The sequence below is a fragment of the Spiroplasma endosymbiont of Acasis viretata genome (assembly GCF_964031275.1).
Taxonomy (GTDB): domain Bacteria; phylum Bacillota_I; class Bacilli_A; order Mycoplasmatales; family VBWQ01; genus Spiroplasma_E; species Spiroplasma_E ixodetis_A.
In genome coordinates, this window is the sequence record NZ_OZ035019.1 from 138,066 (window position 1) to 154,738 (window position 16,673).

Consider the following 16,673-nt stretch of genomic DNA (forward strand, 5'->3'; position numbering starts at 1 on the left):
ATGGTCTAGTAAAAAGGGCTAAGTGGCAAGTGGCAAGTGGCATTTACTAATTTCTTTGCTCTTACAATACAAACCTCATGAAATAAAACTAATATTAATCGATCCTAAATGAGTAGAATTAGCAATTTATAATGATATCCCACATTTAATTATTCCAGTAATTAATCAAGCAAACAAAACACCAGCAGCATTACAAGTAGTAATTTTAGAAATGATGCGTCGATACCAACTATTTGCAAAAAATGGAAATCGTGATATTGAAAGTTATAATAAAAAAATAAGTCAAGAAATTGATAAATTACCTTATTATATTATTGTTATTGATGAATTAGCAGATTTAATGGTACAAGCAAGCAAGCAAGTTGAAGAAGGAATCATGCGAATTACACAAATGGGTCGAGCGGCAGGAATTCATTTAGTAATAGCAACACAAAGACCATCAGTAGATGTAATTACTGGCGTAATTAAAAATAATATTCCAGCAAGAATTGCTTTTAAAGTTGCATCTTGAATTGATTCAAAAACAATCCTTGATACTGCTGGAGCAGAAAAATTATTAGGTGCCACTTGCCACTTGCCACTTAGCCCTTTTTACTAGACCATTAATTTAAAAAACCTGAATGTATTCTAAAAACAATTGTGTTATATAATTAACACTAATTTTAACCTGAAAGGATTTTTATTAATGGATAAAATTAAACAAATAGCATTAGTAATTAACAAATTAAATATCAAAGAAAAAATTAAAATTATTGATGATTGTAAAAATCAATATTCAATTAGAAACCTATGTCAATATCTTCAATTAAACAGATCAACATATTACTTTTTAAAAAATAAACAAAAACCTATTAAAAAAGAAGAAAATCATATTATTAAATGCAATCATAAATATCAAAAAATATGCCAACTTTTAATCGAATTTCATTCTACAAGAAAAGGCAGAATTTATGGATATTTAAGAATTTTTTCAGCTTTTAAAGAGTGATTAAAACAAGAAAAAAATATCATTTTAAATATAGAATTATCAATAAAACAAATGCGAAAAATTATGAAAGAACACAATATTCAAGGATTAAAACAAACTAAAAATAACTATCCTAAAAACAAAAAAAATCCAAATAAGTGAATACCTACAATGGATAAAGTAAACAAAGATTATAAAAGTACAACCTCTTCAAATCAAATTTGATCAATGGACACTAAACAAATAAATACTAAAGAAGGATGATTATATCTTTTTGTAATTATTGATTTTTATTCAAATAATGTTGTTAGTTATAATATTGCTCCTAATAAATCATATCAGGATTTAATTCTTCCTGCTCTTGAAAAAATCAACAAACAATTTTCTTGAAATCAAGTAAAAAATGTTATTTTACATTCAGATAACGCCAACGAATTTTATTGTCAAGATATCACAAAATGAGCAGAGGATAAACAAATAATTTTAAGCAAAAAACAACCTTATGATATTGGTGGTAATGTATTATCTGAAAACTGATTTTCTCATTTATCTCAAGAATGACTACCTAAAGGATCAAATCAATATTTATCCATCAATGAAGCTATAAATGATGTAAATCAATATGTTATGTTTTATAATTATGAAAGAATACATTCTAAATTTCTAAAACCACCAATTTTACAAATTAAAATTTAGAATTTTATATCAAAAATGGTCCAGTAATTAAGGGCCAACCACCTATGTTATTTTTAGCTCCAGGACAAAATAATATCAATCGCTTACAAGCACCATGAATTAGTGATGAAGATGTTTCGGAATTAATAAAGTTTATTAAAGAACAATCTTCGGTTAAATATGATAATAATTTTATTGAAAAAATAAAAGAAATTAAAGATTCAAAAAAATAAAATAAGTTTTCTGTTAATTAACAGAAAACTTATTTTCATATTCCAAATGTAAAATAATTATTTTATTATTGAGGTAATTTTATATCTTCATAAATGGGAAATTTATTTAAAAGTATATCAACTTTTTTTCTTAATTCATGTAAACCATCATCATTAATACCCTTAGGTAATTTTCAAGCACTAATAATAATCTTTCCTAATTCAATAAACTGCTCTTCTTTAAAACCTCTCGTTGTCATTGCTGGACTACCAAAACGAACACCACTAGTAATAACAGCTGGTAAAGGATCAAAGGGAACACCATTCTTATTAGCAACAATATTAATCTTTTCTAAAATATCAACAGCTTCTTTACCATTTAAACCGTTAATATTAGTAACATTAACAGTTAATAAATGATTATCAGTTCCACCCGCCACTACATGAAATTTTGCATCAAGAAAAGTTTTTGCTAATGCTTGCGCATTTTTAATTACTTGCATTTGATAAGTTTTAAATTCTGGTGTTAATGCTTCATAAAAAGCTTGTGCTTTTGCTGCAATAATATGTTCCAATGGTCCACCTTGATTACCAGGAAATACCGCACTATCAATTTTCTTTTTTAATTCTTCAGTGCAAAGAATAGCACCACCACGTGGTCCTCTTAATGTTTTATGAGTTGTTGTTGTTGTAATATCAGCATAACAAATAGGATTTTGATGTAATCCAGCAGCAATTAATCCAGCAATATGCGCCATATCAACCATTAAATATGCTCCAACAGTATCAACAATTTTACGAAACTTTGATCAATCAATAAGTCTTGAATAAGCACTAGCTCCTGCTACAATAATTTTTGGTTTACATTCTTTAGCAATTTTTAAAATTTCATCATAATCTAAATATTCATCCTTTTTACTTACACCATAATTAACACCGTGATAAATTTTACCAGAAAAATTAATTTTATAACCATGAGTTAAATGACCACCGGCATCAAGTTCCATACCAAGAATAGTATCACCTGGACGTAATATAGCAGCATATGCTTCAGCATTAGCTTGACTACCAGAATGAGGTTGTACATTAGCATGAAAATTACCTTTTTTACATTGACCTGGTTTATGACTACAATTAAATAATTGTTTAAAACGCTCTATTGCCAAATTTTCAATTTTATCAACATTTTCGCAACCATTATAATATCTTCTGCCCGGATAACCTTCTGCATACTTATTAGTTAATATTGTTCCAGCGAGTGTAAGTACAGCTGGTGATACATAGTTTTCTGAAGCTATTAATTCAATATGATTTTGTTGACGTTGTCATTCATCTTTCACAATTTTTTTTAATTCTGGGTCAAGACCTTTATTAAAAGATTTATCCATTTTTAAACATCCTCTCTTTAATAATTTAATAGTAAAATTATTTTAGTTTTGTAACTCTTAATTGATGTCTTTTTTCATCACTTGTTTTAGTATTTAAAAATAATTTCACAAGTTCTACTGCTTTATAATCAGAAATAATTCTAGCACCTAGTGCTAAAACATTAGCGTCATTATGAAGTCTTGCCAATCTTACTGTTTCTTCCTCATAGCAAAGAGCACAACGAACACCATTAATACGATTGGTAGCAATGCTAATACCAATACCAGTAGCACAAATTACAATACCAAAATCTGCTTTTTTACTAACAATAGCATTTGCAACATTAAAACCAAAATTAGGATAATCAACAGATTCACTGCTATTTGTTCCTAAATCTAAAATTTGATAGCCTTCTGTATGTAAAAATTTAATAATTGGTTGTTTAAATTCATAAGCGGTATGATCATTACCAATAGCAATTACTAAACCATTAGTTTTCAACTTTATCACTTCCTTAGTTTAAATATTAGTTTTATTATACCTATTAATTTTAAAATTAATATATTTTCTTTTTAAAATAATTTTTATTACAAAAAGAAAAATATTTTTTTCCTATAATAATCAATTTTAATCATTATTGCTATTAATAAATATGTTAAAATACTGCTAAAAGAAAGGTGAGATTCTTATTATGAAAATTAAAAAAATGATCGGAAATAAGTATGCATTAATTATTGAAAAAGATGAAATGATTATTAAAACTTTAGAGCAATTTGCTATTAAAGAAAACATAGGAATGGCACAATTCCAAATGATTGGTGCTATTACTAATGTCACTTTAGGCTACATTCCTAAAAAAAGTACTGATTATGTAAAAAAAACTTTTCTTGAACAATATGAATTGTTATCAACAATTGGAACAATCATTTGAGATGAAAAAGATAGAAATAAACCAATTATTCATTGTCATACTACTTTTGGTGATGATAATTTTAACGTAATTGGTGGTCATATGTTAGACGCGAAAGTTGCTATTAAGGCCGAAGTAATAATTGATATTTTAAGTAATGAAAAAATATCACAAGTTATTGATAATAAAAGTAATTTTCATATTTGAAATTTATCTTAATTTAAGGAAAATTATTTAAAAATGGTCATATTAGTAATAATATGACCATTTTTTTAAGATTTTCCTAATGAACCAAATTCTGTTAATAATTCTTTAGCTTTAAGTTTAATTGCTTCCATTCCTGGCTTAAAAATTTTTCTAGGATCAAACCCTTTATCTTCATTAAGTTTTCCTTCCGTAACATATTTTTCAATAGCTGCGGCGAATACTTCTTGTAATTCAGTATTAACATTAATTTTACTAATTCCTAAATTAATAGCTTTTTTAACCTGATCTTTTGGAATTCCAGAACCACCATGTAATACCATTGGCTTATTTGAAGCTACTGATAAATTTTTTAACACATCAAAATTTAAACCATCTCAATTTTTAGGATACTTTCCATGAATATTATTTATTCCGGCTGCTAAAAAGTCAATTCCTAAAGCTGCTAATGATTTACAATCTTCCTCACTAGCAATCTCACCACTACCAATAACTCCATCTTCTTCACCACCAATAGTACCTGCTTCTGCTTCAACAGATGCATTTTTTTTCTTAGCATAAGTAACTACTTCTTTGGTACCTTTTATATTTTCATTAAAATCTAAATGAGAACCATCAAACATAACTGAACTAAAACCAGCATCTAATGCTTTCTTACAAGAATCTATTGATTGACCATGATCTAAATGTAATGCCACTGGAATAGTAATATTTAAATCATTCAATAACGCTAAAGTCATACTAACAACTGTGTTAAATCCACCCATGTATTTAATAGCACCTTCTGAAACACCTAAAATAACAGATGATTTAGTTTCTTGTGCAACTTCAAGAATAGATCTTGTTCATTCTAAATTATTAATATTAAAGTGAGCAACGGCATATTTACCTGCTTTTGCTTTATCAATCATATTTTTTGCACTAACAAATTTATTCATTTCTTTTCCTTCTTTCTTAAAATATTATAACCTTATATTATATATTTTCATAAAAAATCTAGTTGCATATCTAGTTGCATATATATTTTGAGAATATACAATTCATAAAAATTATAACAATTTTAAAATTAAATTTTCTTACTTAATCATTATTTTTTAATAATACTTTTAATTAATCCTAAAAATAAAGGATTTGGTTTATTAATTCTTGATGTGAATTCAGGATGAAACTGACTTGCAATAAAGAATGGATGTACTTCTTTTGGCAACTCAATCACTTCTACCAAATCTTCTTTATTATATATACCACTAAAAATTAATCCATTTTTTGCAAGTAATGTTTTATAACTATTATTAAATTCATAACGATGACGATGACGTTCAATAATAATAGTTTGTTTATAAAGAGATTTTGCTAATGAATCATTAATTAAAGTGGTTGGATAATTACCCAATCTTAAAGTTCCCCCAATTTGATCATTTTTATTTTTACCACGTAATAAATCAAAAATAGGATTTTTAGTTTTTTCATTAAATTCAGTAGAATTAGCATCTTGTAAATTACATACATTACGAGCATATTCAATACAAGCTAACTGCATACCTAAACATAATCCCAAGAAAGGAACTTTATTAACTCGAGTATAATTAATTGCATTGATTTTGCCTTCAACACCACGATTACCAAAGCCACCAGGAACAATTATTGCTTGGAAAGGGGAAAGCATAGAATTAATGTTTTTACTATCTAAACTTTCGGCGTTAATAATTTTATAATTAACTTTAGTATTAAGACTATAACCTGCAATTTTCAATGATTCAATTACTGATAAGTAAGCATCACTTAAATTCGAATACTTTGCCACAATACCAACAGTAACTTCTTGATTAATATTATCTAACTTTTTAACAATTGCATGTCATTCTGACATATCTGGTTTAGTTTTATTTAACTTTAATAATTCTGAAACTACTTCATCAATTTTTTGTTGTTCTAAACATAATGGCACTTTATAAATATTATCAAAATCAGGAATTGCTAAAACATGACTGCGTTTAATATTACAAAATAAAGATAATTTATCAAAAATATGATCAGGTGGCATAGTTTTACTACGACAAACCAAAATATCAGGTTGAATACCTAATGATAATATTTCTTTTACTGAATGTTGACTGGGTTTCGTTTTAAATTCACCAACCGAATGTAAATAAGGAATTAATGTAGTGTGAATAACAATAACATTTTCATGACCTTTTTCGTTTTTAACTTGTCTAATGGCTTCAATAAAAGCTAATGATTCAATATCACCAACTGTTCCACCAATTTCGGTAATAATAACATCAGCCTTACTATTAATTGCGGAATTAAAAATATGTTTTTTAATTTCATCAGTAACATTAGGTACAACTTGTACAGTTTTCCCTTCATAAAAACCATCACGTTCCTTTTTTAAAACAGTTTGGTATACTTTTCCGGCAGTAATATTGGAATCTCTAGTCAGATTTTCATCAATAAAACGTTCATAATGACCTAAATCTAAATCAGTTTCAGCACCATCACTAGTTACATATACTTCACCGTGTTGATAAGGACTCATAGTACCTGGGTCAACATTAATATAAGGGTCAAATTTTTGCATAAAAATCTTAATATTTTTTTGCTTTAATATACGCCCAAGCGATGCTGCTGTAATTCCTTTACCTAAAGATGATACAACACCACCAGTAATAAATATATACTTTGAATTCATTAGTTTTCTCCTAAATATTAATTAATAATATCATTATTATTCATCATCATAACTATCTTCTAATGGTTTAATACTAATGGTATCTAAATCATCATCTTCATCTTCTACGTCTTCACTTAAATCTATAGTTTCATCATTATCTGTAACTGTTTCAGTACTATCAATTTCGTCTTTTGTATTACTTGGAATTTCTACTCTTGTCATATGTTCTTTAATTTCCTCTAATGAGACTTCATTACGTGGATATCAAAGTTTATCATTTTTTAAGAAAAAATTGGTATTTAAAATAATTCCAGTATAAAGTTCACCAGCAATTTTTTCTTCATCTTCTTTAGAAATATTACATTGTTTTTTAACATGTGTTCAAATTTCATTAAAACTGCTTTTTTTCTTTTTGCATAAAAAACTATATGCTACTTCTACTAATGTTTGTTTGTTTTGCATTTCTTAATCACCTTCTAAATTGTATATTATAAATAATAAAAAATATATTTTTTACATCTTTTTAGGCGCATCCACACCAATTAAATTTAAAGCATTGGCCATTATTTGTTTTATTGCTAAAACTAATGTTAATCGTTGAATTGTTAATTGTTGATCTTCACTAATAACTTTATGTTTATTATAATAAGAATGAAATAACTTAGCTAATTTCTGAATATAATTTGTAAGTAAATGCGGTTGATGCTGTTTTTCAATTTTTTGCAAAATAATTATATATTCATCTAATGTAATCAATAATTCTTTTTCCTTTTGTTCTGTTAATAAATTAATACTATTTGCAATTTCAAATTTTGGATAATTCTCTATAATTTGATTTATACGTGCATGAACATATTGTGCATAATAAACAGGATTTTCGTTAGATTGTTGTTTAGCAAGTGCTAAATCAATATCAAGATGTGATTCAACTGATCTTGATACTAAAAAATAACGTAAAGCATCCTTTCCAATTAAATCTATCATATGTCTTAAAGTTATTGATGTTCCTGCTCTTTTTGACATTTTTTGTTCTTTGCCATTATCAATAACCTTTACCATTTGCATACATAAAATATCAAGTTTAGTGGCATCATTATTAAGCATATACAATCCTGCTTTAATTCGTGGAATATAGCCATAATGATCTGCTCCTCAAATATTAATTAACACATCACTACGTTGAAATTTAATATGATGATAAGCTAAGTCAGGAAGCATATATGTATAAGTTTTGTCTTTCTTAACAATTACACGATCTTTATCATCTTCAAATAAAGTAGTTTTTAAAAAAATAGCACCATCAAGTTGATAAGTATTGCCTTGCATTTCAAATTGTTTGATTAAATTAGAAATAATATTTTCTTTATATAAAAATGATTCAGAAAATCAAATATTAATTTTAACTTTAAATTTTTTTAAATCTTTTTTAATTTCTGAAAGCATATAATTAATACCAAATTCTTTAAAAATTAAAGAAGAGGTTTCATCAAAAGGTTTATTTGCAAATTTATTACCATTTAATTTCAAAAATGATTGTGCAGCAGTTAAAATTTCAGAACCACGATAACTTTCTTTTGGTAATTCAACAGCATTGCCACAAAGATTTTGATAATTTATGAAAATTGAATTGGCCAAAACATTAATTTGATTACCAGCATCATTAATATAGTATTCTCTAACTATATTATATCCTCTATGTTCTAATATATTAGCTAAACTATCACCAATAGCCGCATTTCTTGCATGTCCTAAATGTAAAAGTCCGGTTGGATTGGAACTAATAAATTCAATATTATAAGTAATATTTTTTTTATTAGATTGACCATATAATGATTTCTCATTAATAATTTTCATTAATAACAAACTAAATACTTCAACATTAATATTAATATTAATAAAACCAGGGGTAATATAATCAATTTTTTTAATTAATGGGTGTTTCTGATGAATATTTTTAACTATAATTTCAGCAATGTCTAATGGTTTTTGTTTATATTTTTTTGCTAATATCATTGCTATTGATGTAGAATAATCACCTAAGTCATTATTTTTATTAATTTCAATAATAACTTGATTCAATTCTATTTCATAATTTGCAAATGCTACTGCATCAAGAATAATAGTAGTGAGTTCATTAATAACATAACTGTCCACAGTTCAGACCCCTTTCAATATCTAAAATATTATACTCATAAATTTAATTTATATCATATAAAAAAAGAAAAATAAATACTTTTTTATAAAAGTTGCTCAATTGTATCATTAACATACTGTATAAATCCAATTCTGATTAAAAATTCCAAAATAGCAACATCATTGTAATTTAAATCAATTAATTCTTGATAGTTACCAAAAATTTGATTATCCAGTACATTTCTTAATTTATCATTAATTTTTTTTGGATCATCTTCGATCTTAATTCCTGAAACTTTAACTAATTCTAAATCAATTTTTTTTTGCATTTTAACTTTAGTATTATCATCTTTATATAATTCTATTAATTTTAAATATAATTCTTGTAATAAACTTAAAGCCTTGACAAAATTACTTAGTAATTCTTGTTCATTAACAATATACGAATTTAAATTATGAAAATAATTATGATTTATCTCAGCTTCATATCTTGCTGCTTGACCACCAGGATTAATTTGTTCAAAATAACGCAAACGTTCTCTTAAATTTAATAATATTTTACTCATTTCCTCACTTTCAACTCTTGTAGTACTAATTAATTTAATCAATCGTATTAAATTATGAAAATTAAATTTTTTCTTACTAGCTGAAGGTTCAACTTGAATATATTTTCTTAAACAATGCTTTAGTTTTAATTCTAACGATTGATATACTGAAAAAAGAGTAATATGAAAATTATCATATCCAATCCCTTTTTTAATATTTAAAATAGCGTTAACTGCATACATATTAGCGCGATCATTATCATTACCCAAAACATTAGTTAAATGCAAAGTTCTTGGAAACTTATTAATCATTGTAAGTAATGTTTCTTTAAATTTAATTTTTAACGTATTATCTTTAAATTTAATTTGATTTATTTTAACTGATTTTAAATCATTATATTCATTACCTATTATAAGGTAGGCAAAAATAGAAAAATAAACTATTACTTTTTCTTTAAAATTTATTCAAGTAAAATTTAAAGTTTTAATAGCATTTTCAATTTTTTCTTTATTAATTAATACGCCCAATATCACTATTACTTCTTGCGTTGCTAAGTGATACTCATGTGAATTTAAGTAAAAATCTCCTGGCGTTAAATCTAAAATATTTGGATACTCAAAAACTTTATTAATTGATTTTAAAATTTTCATAATTACCTCATTTTATAACAGTTTTAAATTTCTATTTCTTTTTTAAAAAATAAATTGTATTTGGTGCTTTAATTGGATCTTGCAAAATTTGTGAGATTTTTTCTAAAGTAATATACTCTTCGTTTTTTGTTTTAATAATAATTGGATCTTTTTTAAAAAAATAAAGTACATTTTTTAAATCTTGTTTAACCCCAATAACATTAGTGTTATTTTGACTTGTTAATAACAACAATTCATTTTCTCAGTTAAAACAAAATAAAATTACTTTTGATATTTTTACTAACTCATTGTCGTTTTCAAAATTAATAATATCTTGCATTAACTTAATTAAAGTAGCATCTGTTCAATTTAAATATGTTTTTATTTCAACGCTTTTTCCCTCAAAAATAGCAATAAAATCATGAATATTGACTTTAAATGAATAAGTTTTATCAAAATATAATTCAGTTATTCTTGAAAATAATTTTTGTAAATTAAGATCAAAAAAAATTCCACTTTTATGATAATAAACTTGAGAATACATATGGAACCTTGTGATTAAATAATTTTCAATAGCAGAAATTGCCTTGTATGAAAAAACTAAACCCTCTTTAATATCAATTATCATATTTGTAATAATTCAATCAATATCAATACTTCCATAACCAACTCCTGTAAAATATCCATCACGCATTAAATAATCAATACGATCACAATCTAATTGCGATGATACCAATTGAATTTGATATTTAGGATAATTTTTATAATCCTTCTTAAGGATACCAATAATAGCATTAATATTAATATTAAATTGTTTTAAAATCATGTTAATTTCAGTATTATTATCATTAATAATAGCACAAGTATAATCTTCATGAGTAAAATTTTCTTTTTTATTAACATTAAGGTTTATGATTTTTTCAAAAGTGTGTGAAAAAGGACCGTGTCCTAAATCATGTAATAAACCAGCAATTTTAATGTTTATTTTTTCCTCTTTAGTTAATAAAGAAGAACCTTCAACTTCACTAAGAACACGATTTAATATATGATAAACACCGATACTATGAACATATCTAGTATGAGTTGCATTAGGAAAAGCAATTTGGACACCACCAAGTTGATTAATTCATCTTAATCTTTGAAATTCTTTACAAGATATTAACGCCTGAATAACGGGTTCGCTGATATTAATATTTTTGTGTATAGCGTCACGAATAAAAGTTACTTTATAATTATTGCTTGACATAAATTTTAACCTCTCATTAATATCTTAATAAATTTTAGGTATTATTAATTTTTTATTTTAATAGTAACATAATATAAAATTTTTCTTCTATTTTAATAATTATTTTGAGTAAAAAGAACAATTTTATAATTTTTATTTATAACAAAAGTAAATATTATATTTTCTATATAAGTAATAATAATTATTTTTCTTTAATATTTAAAATTTAATTTCACATTATTAATAATGGTATCATAACCTAATAGTTTAATGGTGCTAACTAAATCAGGTCCATGCATTTGTCCTGTCGTAATAATTCTAATTGGCATAAATAATAATTTGCCGTTAACATTAGTTTCTTTTTTAACTTCATTAATAATGTTTTTAACATTATCACTAGTTCAATTTTTACAATCAATAATCTTTTTAATAAATGTTGTACAAACTAAGTTACATTCATTATCATTCAAAAAAGTCTTTGCTTCTATATCTACCTTAAAATTATTTTTAAAAAATAAACTTACCAATTCATTAATTTGACTACCATATTCTAACTGTGATTGATAAATTAATAATACTTCTTTTCATCATTCAATAGTTTTGCTATTTCAATTATATTTTTCTTTAATAAAAGGTGTTACTAAAGCTAAGTATTGTTCAACATTTAATCTTTTAATATAATAATTATTCATTCACACTAATTTTTCTGGATCAAACATGCTTGGTGCTTTACTTAAATATTTTGGGGTAAATAATTTAATTAATTGTTCTTTAGTATAAATTTCTTTTTCTTCATGCGAACTTCATCCTAATAAAGCAATAAAATTAAAAATTGCTTCTGGTAAATATCCTTCTTTACGATATTGATGAATAAATTGGATAATGCTACCATCACGTTTTGATAATTTTTTACGTTTATTATTAACAATTAATGTTAAGTGGGTAAAAATTGGCATTTTCCAATTAAAATACTCATAAATAACTAATTGTTTTGGTGTATTTGACAAATGTTCTTCACCACGAAAAACATGACTTATTTCCATTAAATGATCATCAATAACAACAGCGAAATTATAAGTGGCCACTCCATTTGATTTAATAATAATGTAATCTCCTAAATCTACTGAATTAAATTCAACATTACCACGAACTAAATCTTTAATTTTATAACTTTTATTAGTGGGAATTTTAACTCTAATAGCATATGAAATTTTATTTTCTAAATTTTCTTCAATTACAGACTGCTCTAATTTTGAACATGTTCCATCATACTGGAAAGCTAAAATATTTTTATCTGCTTGTTTCTTACGCATTTCTTCTAGATATTGAGGTGTACAAAAACAATAATATGCTTTTTTTTCTTTTATTAGTATTAATGCATGTTGAATATATATATTTAAACGTTCAGTTTGTTTATAAGGACCATATTTACCTGGTAAATCAATAGTTTCATCAGGAATTATTCCCATTCAACGTAAATTATCTAATTGTGAACTAATTCCATCTTCAATATTGCGTTCTAAATCAGTATCTTCAATTCTAACTATAAAATCTCCTTTGTTATTTTTTGCAAATAAATAATTAAATAATGCTGTTCTAGCACCACCAATATGTAAATACCCAGTAGGACTAGGTGCATATCGTACACGAATTTTCATATTTTCACCATCTTTATTAAATTTAAGATTTTTTAATCTTACTAACTTTTTTTTCTACTTTATTAGTCTTTTTTTTAGAATTTAATTTTTTTTTATTATTTTTAGAGGATTTCATTATTTTTTTACGATTAGTTTTAGATTGTAATTTTTCATTTACTTCTTCATCAAGAAAAATTGTAATAGTCTGTGTATCATTTGGATCAAATTCATTAGAACTTGGTAATGGTTGTTTTAATTCTGGTTCAAATTCAATTGCTTGTTCAATACGTTGACGATAAAAGTGATATGTTTGAACATTAATTAAATTTAATTTAAGTAATAAAATAACTGCTGCAACAAGTAATGCAAAATAAAAACCAAAAATTGATCAAACAATTGTTGAAGAAACTCAATTTCGATAATAAAAACTTGGTGTTTCAATTGTTCCACCCCTATTAGGTATTATTTGTGCACTATCATTACTTCATTCACAATAAAGCAATTGACCAGAAAAACTTATTAAAAATCCAACAACAAAAATTATAAAGTTTACAACTAAAAATACAAATTTAAAACGAGGAGATTTTTCGAGAAAAACTCTTACCGTAAAAATACAACTTATCAACCCAAAACTACTTACAATCAAACCTATTACTGGTAAATAATAAACTGCAGTATAACTTGAAGGATTAAAACTTGGTGAAGGTTCTGCAATTTGAAAACCATAATAATATAAATCTTTTAAAACTGTATTTTTTGACAAAGCAATTAAAAAAAATAATTCATAAATAATAAATGTGCTTAATAATAAATAAAAACTAATAAACCACCAATTACGAATTCTCATAAATCTGTCCCCCTTATTTAATATTCAAAGTTTTTTTACTAAATCTCTTTTCTTGTTTTTTAATTTTTTTTAATTCTTGTTTTCTAATTCGTCTTTGTTTTTTTTCCATACTTCTAGTAGTATAAATTTCATAATCTGAGTTCATAAATGTAAACTTTCTACGCATAATTCAAAAAAATAGTTGTGTAATCAAAATTAAAAAAAGACTAAAAATAATAAATATTCTTGCAATAATTGGATTAATTCAATGATAATTTTCATTATATAATATTCCAGATTGTGAAATATAAGTTAATTGTACTTCTGAACTTAACATTACACTAAGAATTAATAATCAAAAAGCAGTATAAAACATTCTACTGCTATACTTTGAAGAGACAATACTTACTCTAGGAGCAAATATTAATAAAATCATACTTACAGTAATTGCAATTAAACAAACAATTGGTGCATAAAATAAATTCAAAATAGGATAATTAAAATCAGTAAGTACATTATATAATTTATATTTTGATACATTAATAGCAGCAAATAATGAAAAAATAAAAACTGATAAAAAAAGAACTATTGATATTGTCAAATAAACAAAATATGCATTTTTAGTTTTTTGTTCATATGGAATAAAACATGTTTCTTTGTTTTTAAGATTATCTAAATCTTTAATTTTCATTATTTTCACCTACTTTATTTTTCATTAGGTAATTCTTCAACTACTAAAATTAAAATAATCGCTGCTATTACTTCACATATTCATACAATTAATGAGATTAATGAAAAAAATAATAATACTGGTATTGATCAAAAAACTAGACTACCGCTTAACATTAATGTTGATAATATTAATGTTGAAATAGCAGTAATTCTAAATGAAGATTTCTTTTTAAGTTTCTTTGCTGGTATCATAAAACAAATAATACTGACTAAAATTGCAATTCCAACATATGATAATGATAAAGCTAATTGTAGTTTACTAAATTCAAACTCCATTTTTTGCCCAACAAATGCATTAACTATTAATAGTATTAAAAAAGCAATACTACCAATAATTTGCACAATTGGTGATCAAAAAAGTAAAGCTCTTGAAACTTTTATTTTATTAAGAACATCAAACTTTTTAGTTTTTTTATTTGGAACATAATTGTTTTCTTGAATGTCAGAATTAGGATTTTGTAAATTACTTTTTAACATAATAATTTTTTCCTTTCTTGCTAGTATATTTTCAAATTAATTATAGCAAAACTATAACCTTTTTATAATTAATATTATCTTAAAACTAAACATTAAAAAGGAAATGACAAATATCACCATCTTCAACTATATAATTTTTACCTTCAACTCTCATTTTTCCCTTTTCCTGAACATTTTTTTCACTACCCAATAATTCTATATCTTGATAATTATAAACTTTAAGTCTAATAAAACCTTTCATGAAATCTGTATGAATGATACCAGCACACTCTGGTGCTTTCATTCCTTTAATAAAAGTTCAAGCATGAACTTCTTTGGGTCCAACAGTAAAATAAGTACCTAAATTTAATAGTTTATAAGTTGCTAATACAATTTGATCAATTCCTGATTCAAAAATATTTAACTCTTTAAACATTTCTTTTTTTTCTTCTGCTTCTAATTCAGAAAGTTCACATTCTGTCTTAGCACAAACAACAATTACAGTAATATTTTTTTTGCTCATATATTGTTGTAATTGTTCAACATATTTATTAGTTTTAGTTATTAAATCTTTTTCATTAATATTAGCAATAACAATTATTGGTTTAGCAGTTAAAAAATTATAAGGTTTAATCATTAGTAATTCTTCTGAATTTAACTTTTGATTGCGAATAGCAATACCATTGTTTAATTCATTATTAATTTTTTCTAATAAATCTACCTCAGCAATACCTTGTTTATCTCTAGTTATTTGCGATTTTTTACGAACTTTTTCTTTTCGTTTACTTATTACTTCTTGATCAACTAACATTAATTCTAATTCAATAATTTCAAAATCATTAATTGGATCAATTTTATTTTCAACATGAGTAACATTAATATCATCAAAACAACGAATAACTTCGCATATTGCATCAACCGTTCTAATATTGGCAAGAAATTGATTACCTAATCCTTCACCTTTACTAGCGCCTTTGACAAGTCCAGCAATATCATGTAATTCTAAAATTGTTGGTACAACTTTTTGTGGATTAAAAATTTTTATTAAATTTAAAATTCTTGAATCATTGACTGGAACGCTACCAATATTTGGTTTTATAGTAGCGAAAGGATAATTTTCAATTAATACTTGTGAATTGGTTATGGCTTTAAATAATGTTGATTTACCTACATTAGGTAAACCAACGATACCAGCAGTTAACATATAATATACACCTGTTTCTTTTACTTATATGATTACATCGTATCATATAAATTATAAAGAAAAATATAAAATTAATTATCAATTAAGAAAAATTTAATTTTGGAGTTGATTTGGATGGTAATGGTACAGTATTTACGGTGGTTGGTGGTTGGACCTTAATTACTGGACCATTTTTGATATAAAATTCTAAATTTTAATTTGTAAAATTGGTGGTTTTAGAAATTTAGAATAGACTTGGTGCAAAACCTTTAATTTTAATAATTTAACGGTTATTA

At 24.8% G+C, this 16,673-nt stretch carries 16 protein-coding genes and 1 pseudogene; 4 read left to right on the plus strand and 13 right to left on the minus strand.

Translation table 4 applies throughout. From position 1 onward, the window contains the following. Nucleotides 1–43: 43 nt before the first annotated feature. From AAHM96_RS00755 to AAHM96_RS00765, 3 genes and pseudogenes are all read left to right on the plus strand, one after another. Nucleotides 44–562, plus strand: a pseudogene (locus AAHM96_RS00755) (FtsK/SpoIIIE domain-containing protein); the annotation flags it as partial. Between the two features lie 123 nt (nucleotides 563–685). Continuing rightward, nucleotides 686–1,663 carry an IS3 family transposase gene (locus tag AAHM96_RS00760; protein ID WP_342265776.1) on the plus strand — a complete coding sequence of 326 codons (978 nt, stop codon included), beginning with the start codon at nucleotides 686–688 and terminating at the stop codon, nucleotides 1,661–1,663. Nucleotides 1,664–1,707: 44 nt separating this feature from the next. Continuing rightward, entirely contained in the window at nucleotides 1,708–1,875 is a 168-nt protein-coding gene (locus tag AAHM96_RS00765; protein ID WP_339043248.1) for a hypothetical protein, read from the plus strand. Nucleotides 1,876–1,940: 65 nt separating this feature from the next. On the opposite strand, the gene glyA is transcribed toward AAHM96_RS00765, so the two are convergent. Both glyA and rpiB read right to left on the minus strand, forming a co-directional pair. Further along, nucleotides 1,941–3,242, minus strand: coding sequence for a serine hydroxymethyltransferase (glyA, locus tag AAHM96_RS00770; RefSeq protein ID WP_342273296.1), 1,302 nt, complete (start codon nucleotides 3,240–3,242; stop codon nucleotides 1,941–1,943). 37 nt (nucleotides 3,243–3,279) lie between these two features. Then, on the minus strand, nucleotides 3,280–3,723 hold the full coding sequence (gene rpiB / locus AAHM96_RS00775) for a ribose 5-phosphate isomerase B (protein ID WP_342273297.1): 444 nt from the start codon (nucleotides 3,721–3,723) through the stop codon (nucleotides 3,280–3,282). Nucleotides 3,724–3,913: 190 nt separating this feature from the next. Here rpiB and AAHM96_RS00780 point away from each other — a divergent pair, with 190 nt between their 5' ends. Continuing rightward, the gene (locus AAHM96_RS00780; protein WP_338977998.1) at nucleotides 3,914–4,351 is read left to right on the plus strand and encodes a PPC domain-containing DNA-binding protein; all 438 of its coding nucleotides are present in this window, start codon (nucleotides 3,914–3,916) and stop codon (nucleotides 4,349–4,351) included. 53 nt (nucleotides 4,352–4,404) lie between these two features. Here AAHM96_RS00780 and fba read toward each other — a convergent pair whose 3' ends face one another. From fba to ychF, 11 genes are all read right to left on the minus strand, one after another. Then, a complete protein-coding gene (gene fba / locus AAHM96_RS00785) occupies nucleotides 4,405–5,274 on the minus strand; it encodes a class II fructose-1,6-bisphosphate aldolase (RefSeq protein WP_281749064.1) in 870 nt (289 codons plus the stop codon). A 149-nt stretch (nucleotides 5,275–5,423) separates the two neighbouring features. Then, the gene (locus AAHM96_RS00790; RefSeq protein WP_342273298.1) at nucleotides 5,424–7,028 is read right to left on the minus strand and encodes a CTP synthase; all 1,605 of its coding nucleotides are present in this window, start codon (nucleotides 7,026–7,028) and stop codon (nucleotides 5,424–5,426) included. A gap of 36 nt (nucleotides 7,029–7,064) precedes the next feature. Further along, a complete protein-coding gene (gene rpoE, locus AAHM96_RS00795; RefSeq protein WP_338961844.1) occupies nucleotides 7,065–7,472 on the minus strand; it encodes a DNA-directed RNA polymerase subunit delta in 408 nt (135 codons plus the stop codon). A gap of 51 nt (nucleotides 7,473–7,523) precedes the next feature. Next, entirely contained in the window at nucleotides 7,524–9,164 is a 1,641-nt protein-coding gene (argS, locus tag AAHM96_RS00800; RefSeq protein WP_342273299.1) for an arginine--tRNA ligase, read from the minus strand. An 83-nt stretch (nucleotides 9,165–9,247) separates the two neighbouring features. Continuing rightward, complete coding sequence (locus AAHM96_RS00805; RefSeq protein ID WP_281749060.1) at nucleotides 9,248–10,339, minus strand: hypothetical protein; 1,092 nt, start codon at nucleotides 10,337–10,339, stop codon at nucleotides 9,248–9,250. A 31-nt stretch (nucleotides 10,340–10,370) separates the two neighbouring features. Further along, nucleotides 10,371–11,564 carry an HD domain-containing protein gene (locus AAHM96_RS00810; RefSeq protein WP_342273300.1) on the minus strand — a complete coding sequence of 398 codons (1,194 nt, stop codon included), beginning with the start codon at nucleotides 11,562–11,564 and terminating at the stop codon, nucleotides 10,371–10,373. 191 nt (nucleotides 11,565–11,755) lie between these two features. Beyond that, the gene (gene gltX, locus AAHM96_RS00815; RefSeq protein ID WP_342273301.1) at nucleotides 11,756–13,201 is read right to left on the minus strand and encodes a glutamate--tRNA ligase; all 1,446 of its coding nucleotides are present in this window, start codon (nucleotides 13,199–13,201) and stop codon (nucleotides 11,756–11,758) included. A 22-nt stretch (nucleotides 13,202–13,223) separates the two neighbouring features. Further along, nucleotides 13,224–14,027: a hypothetical protein gene (locus AAHM96_RS00820; protein WP_342273302.1), complete on the minus strand. Its 804-nt coding sequence runs from the start codon at nucleotides 14,025–14,027 to the stop codon at nucleotides 13,224–13,226. Between the two features lie 13 nt (nucleotides 14,028–14,040). Next, entirely contained in the window at nucleotides 14,041–14,697 is a 657-nt protein-coding gene (locus AAHM96_RS00825; RefSeq protein ID WP_342273303.1) for a hypothetical protein, read from the minus strand. A gap of 14 nt (nucleotides 14,698–14,711) precedes the next feature. Further along, nucleotides 14,712–15,215: a hypothetical protein gene (locus AAHM96_RS00830; protein ID WP_342273304.1), complete on the minus strand. Its 504-nt coding sequence runs from the start codon at nucleotides 15,213–15,215 to the stop codon at nucleotides 14,712–14,714. 85 nt (nucleotides 15,216–15,300) lie between these two features. Next, nucleotides 15,301–16,398 (minus strand): redox-regulated ATPase YchF, encoded by a 1,098-nt coding sequence (gene ychF / locus AAHM96_RS00835; protein ID WP_342273305.1) that lies wholly within the window; start codon nucleotides 16,396–16,398, stop codon nucleotides 15,301–15,303. Between the last annotated feature and the right edge of the window lie 275 nt (nucleotides 16,399–16,673).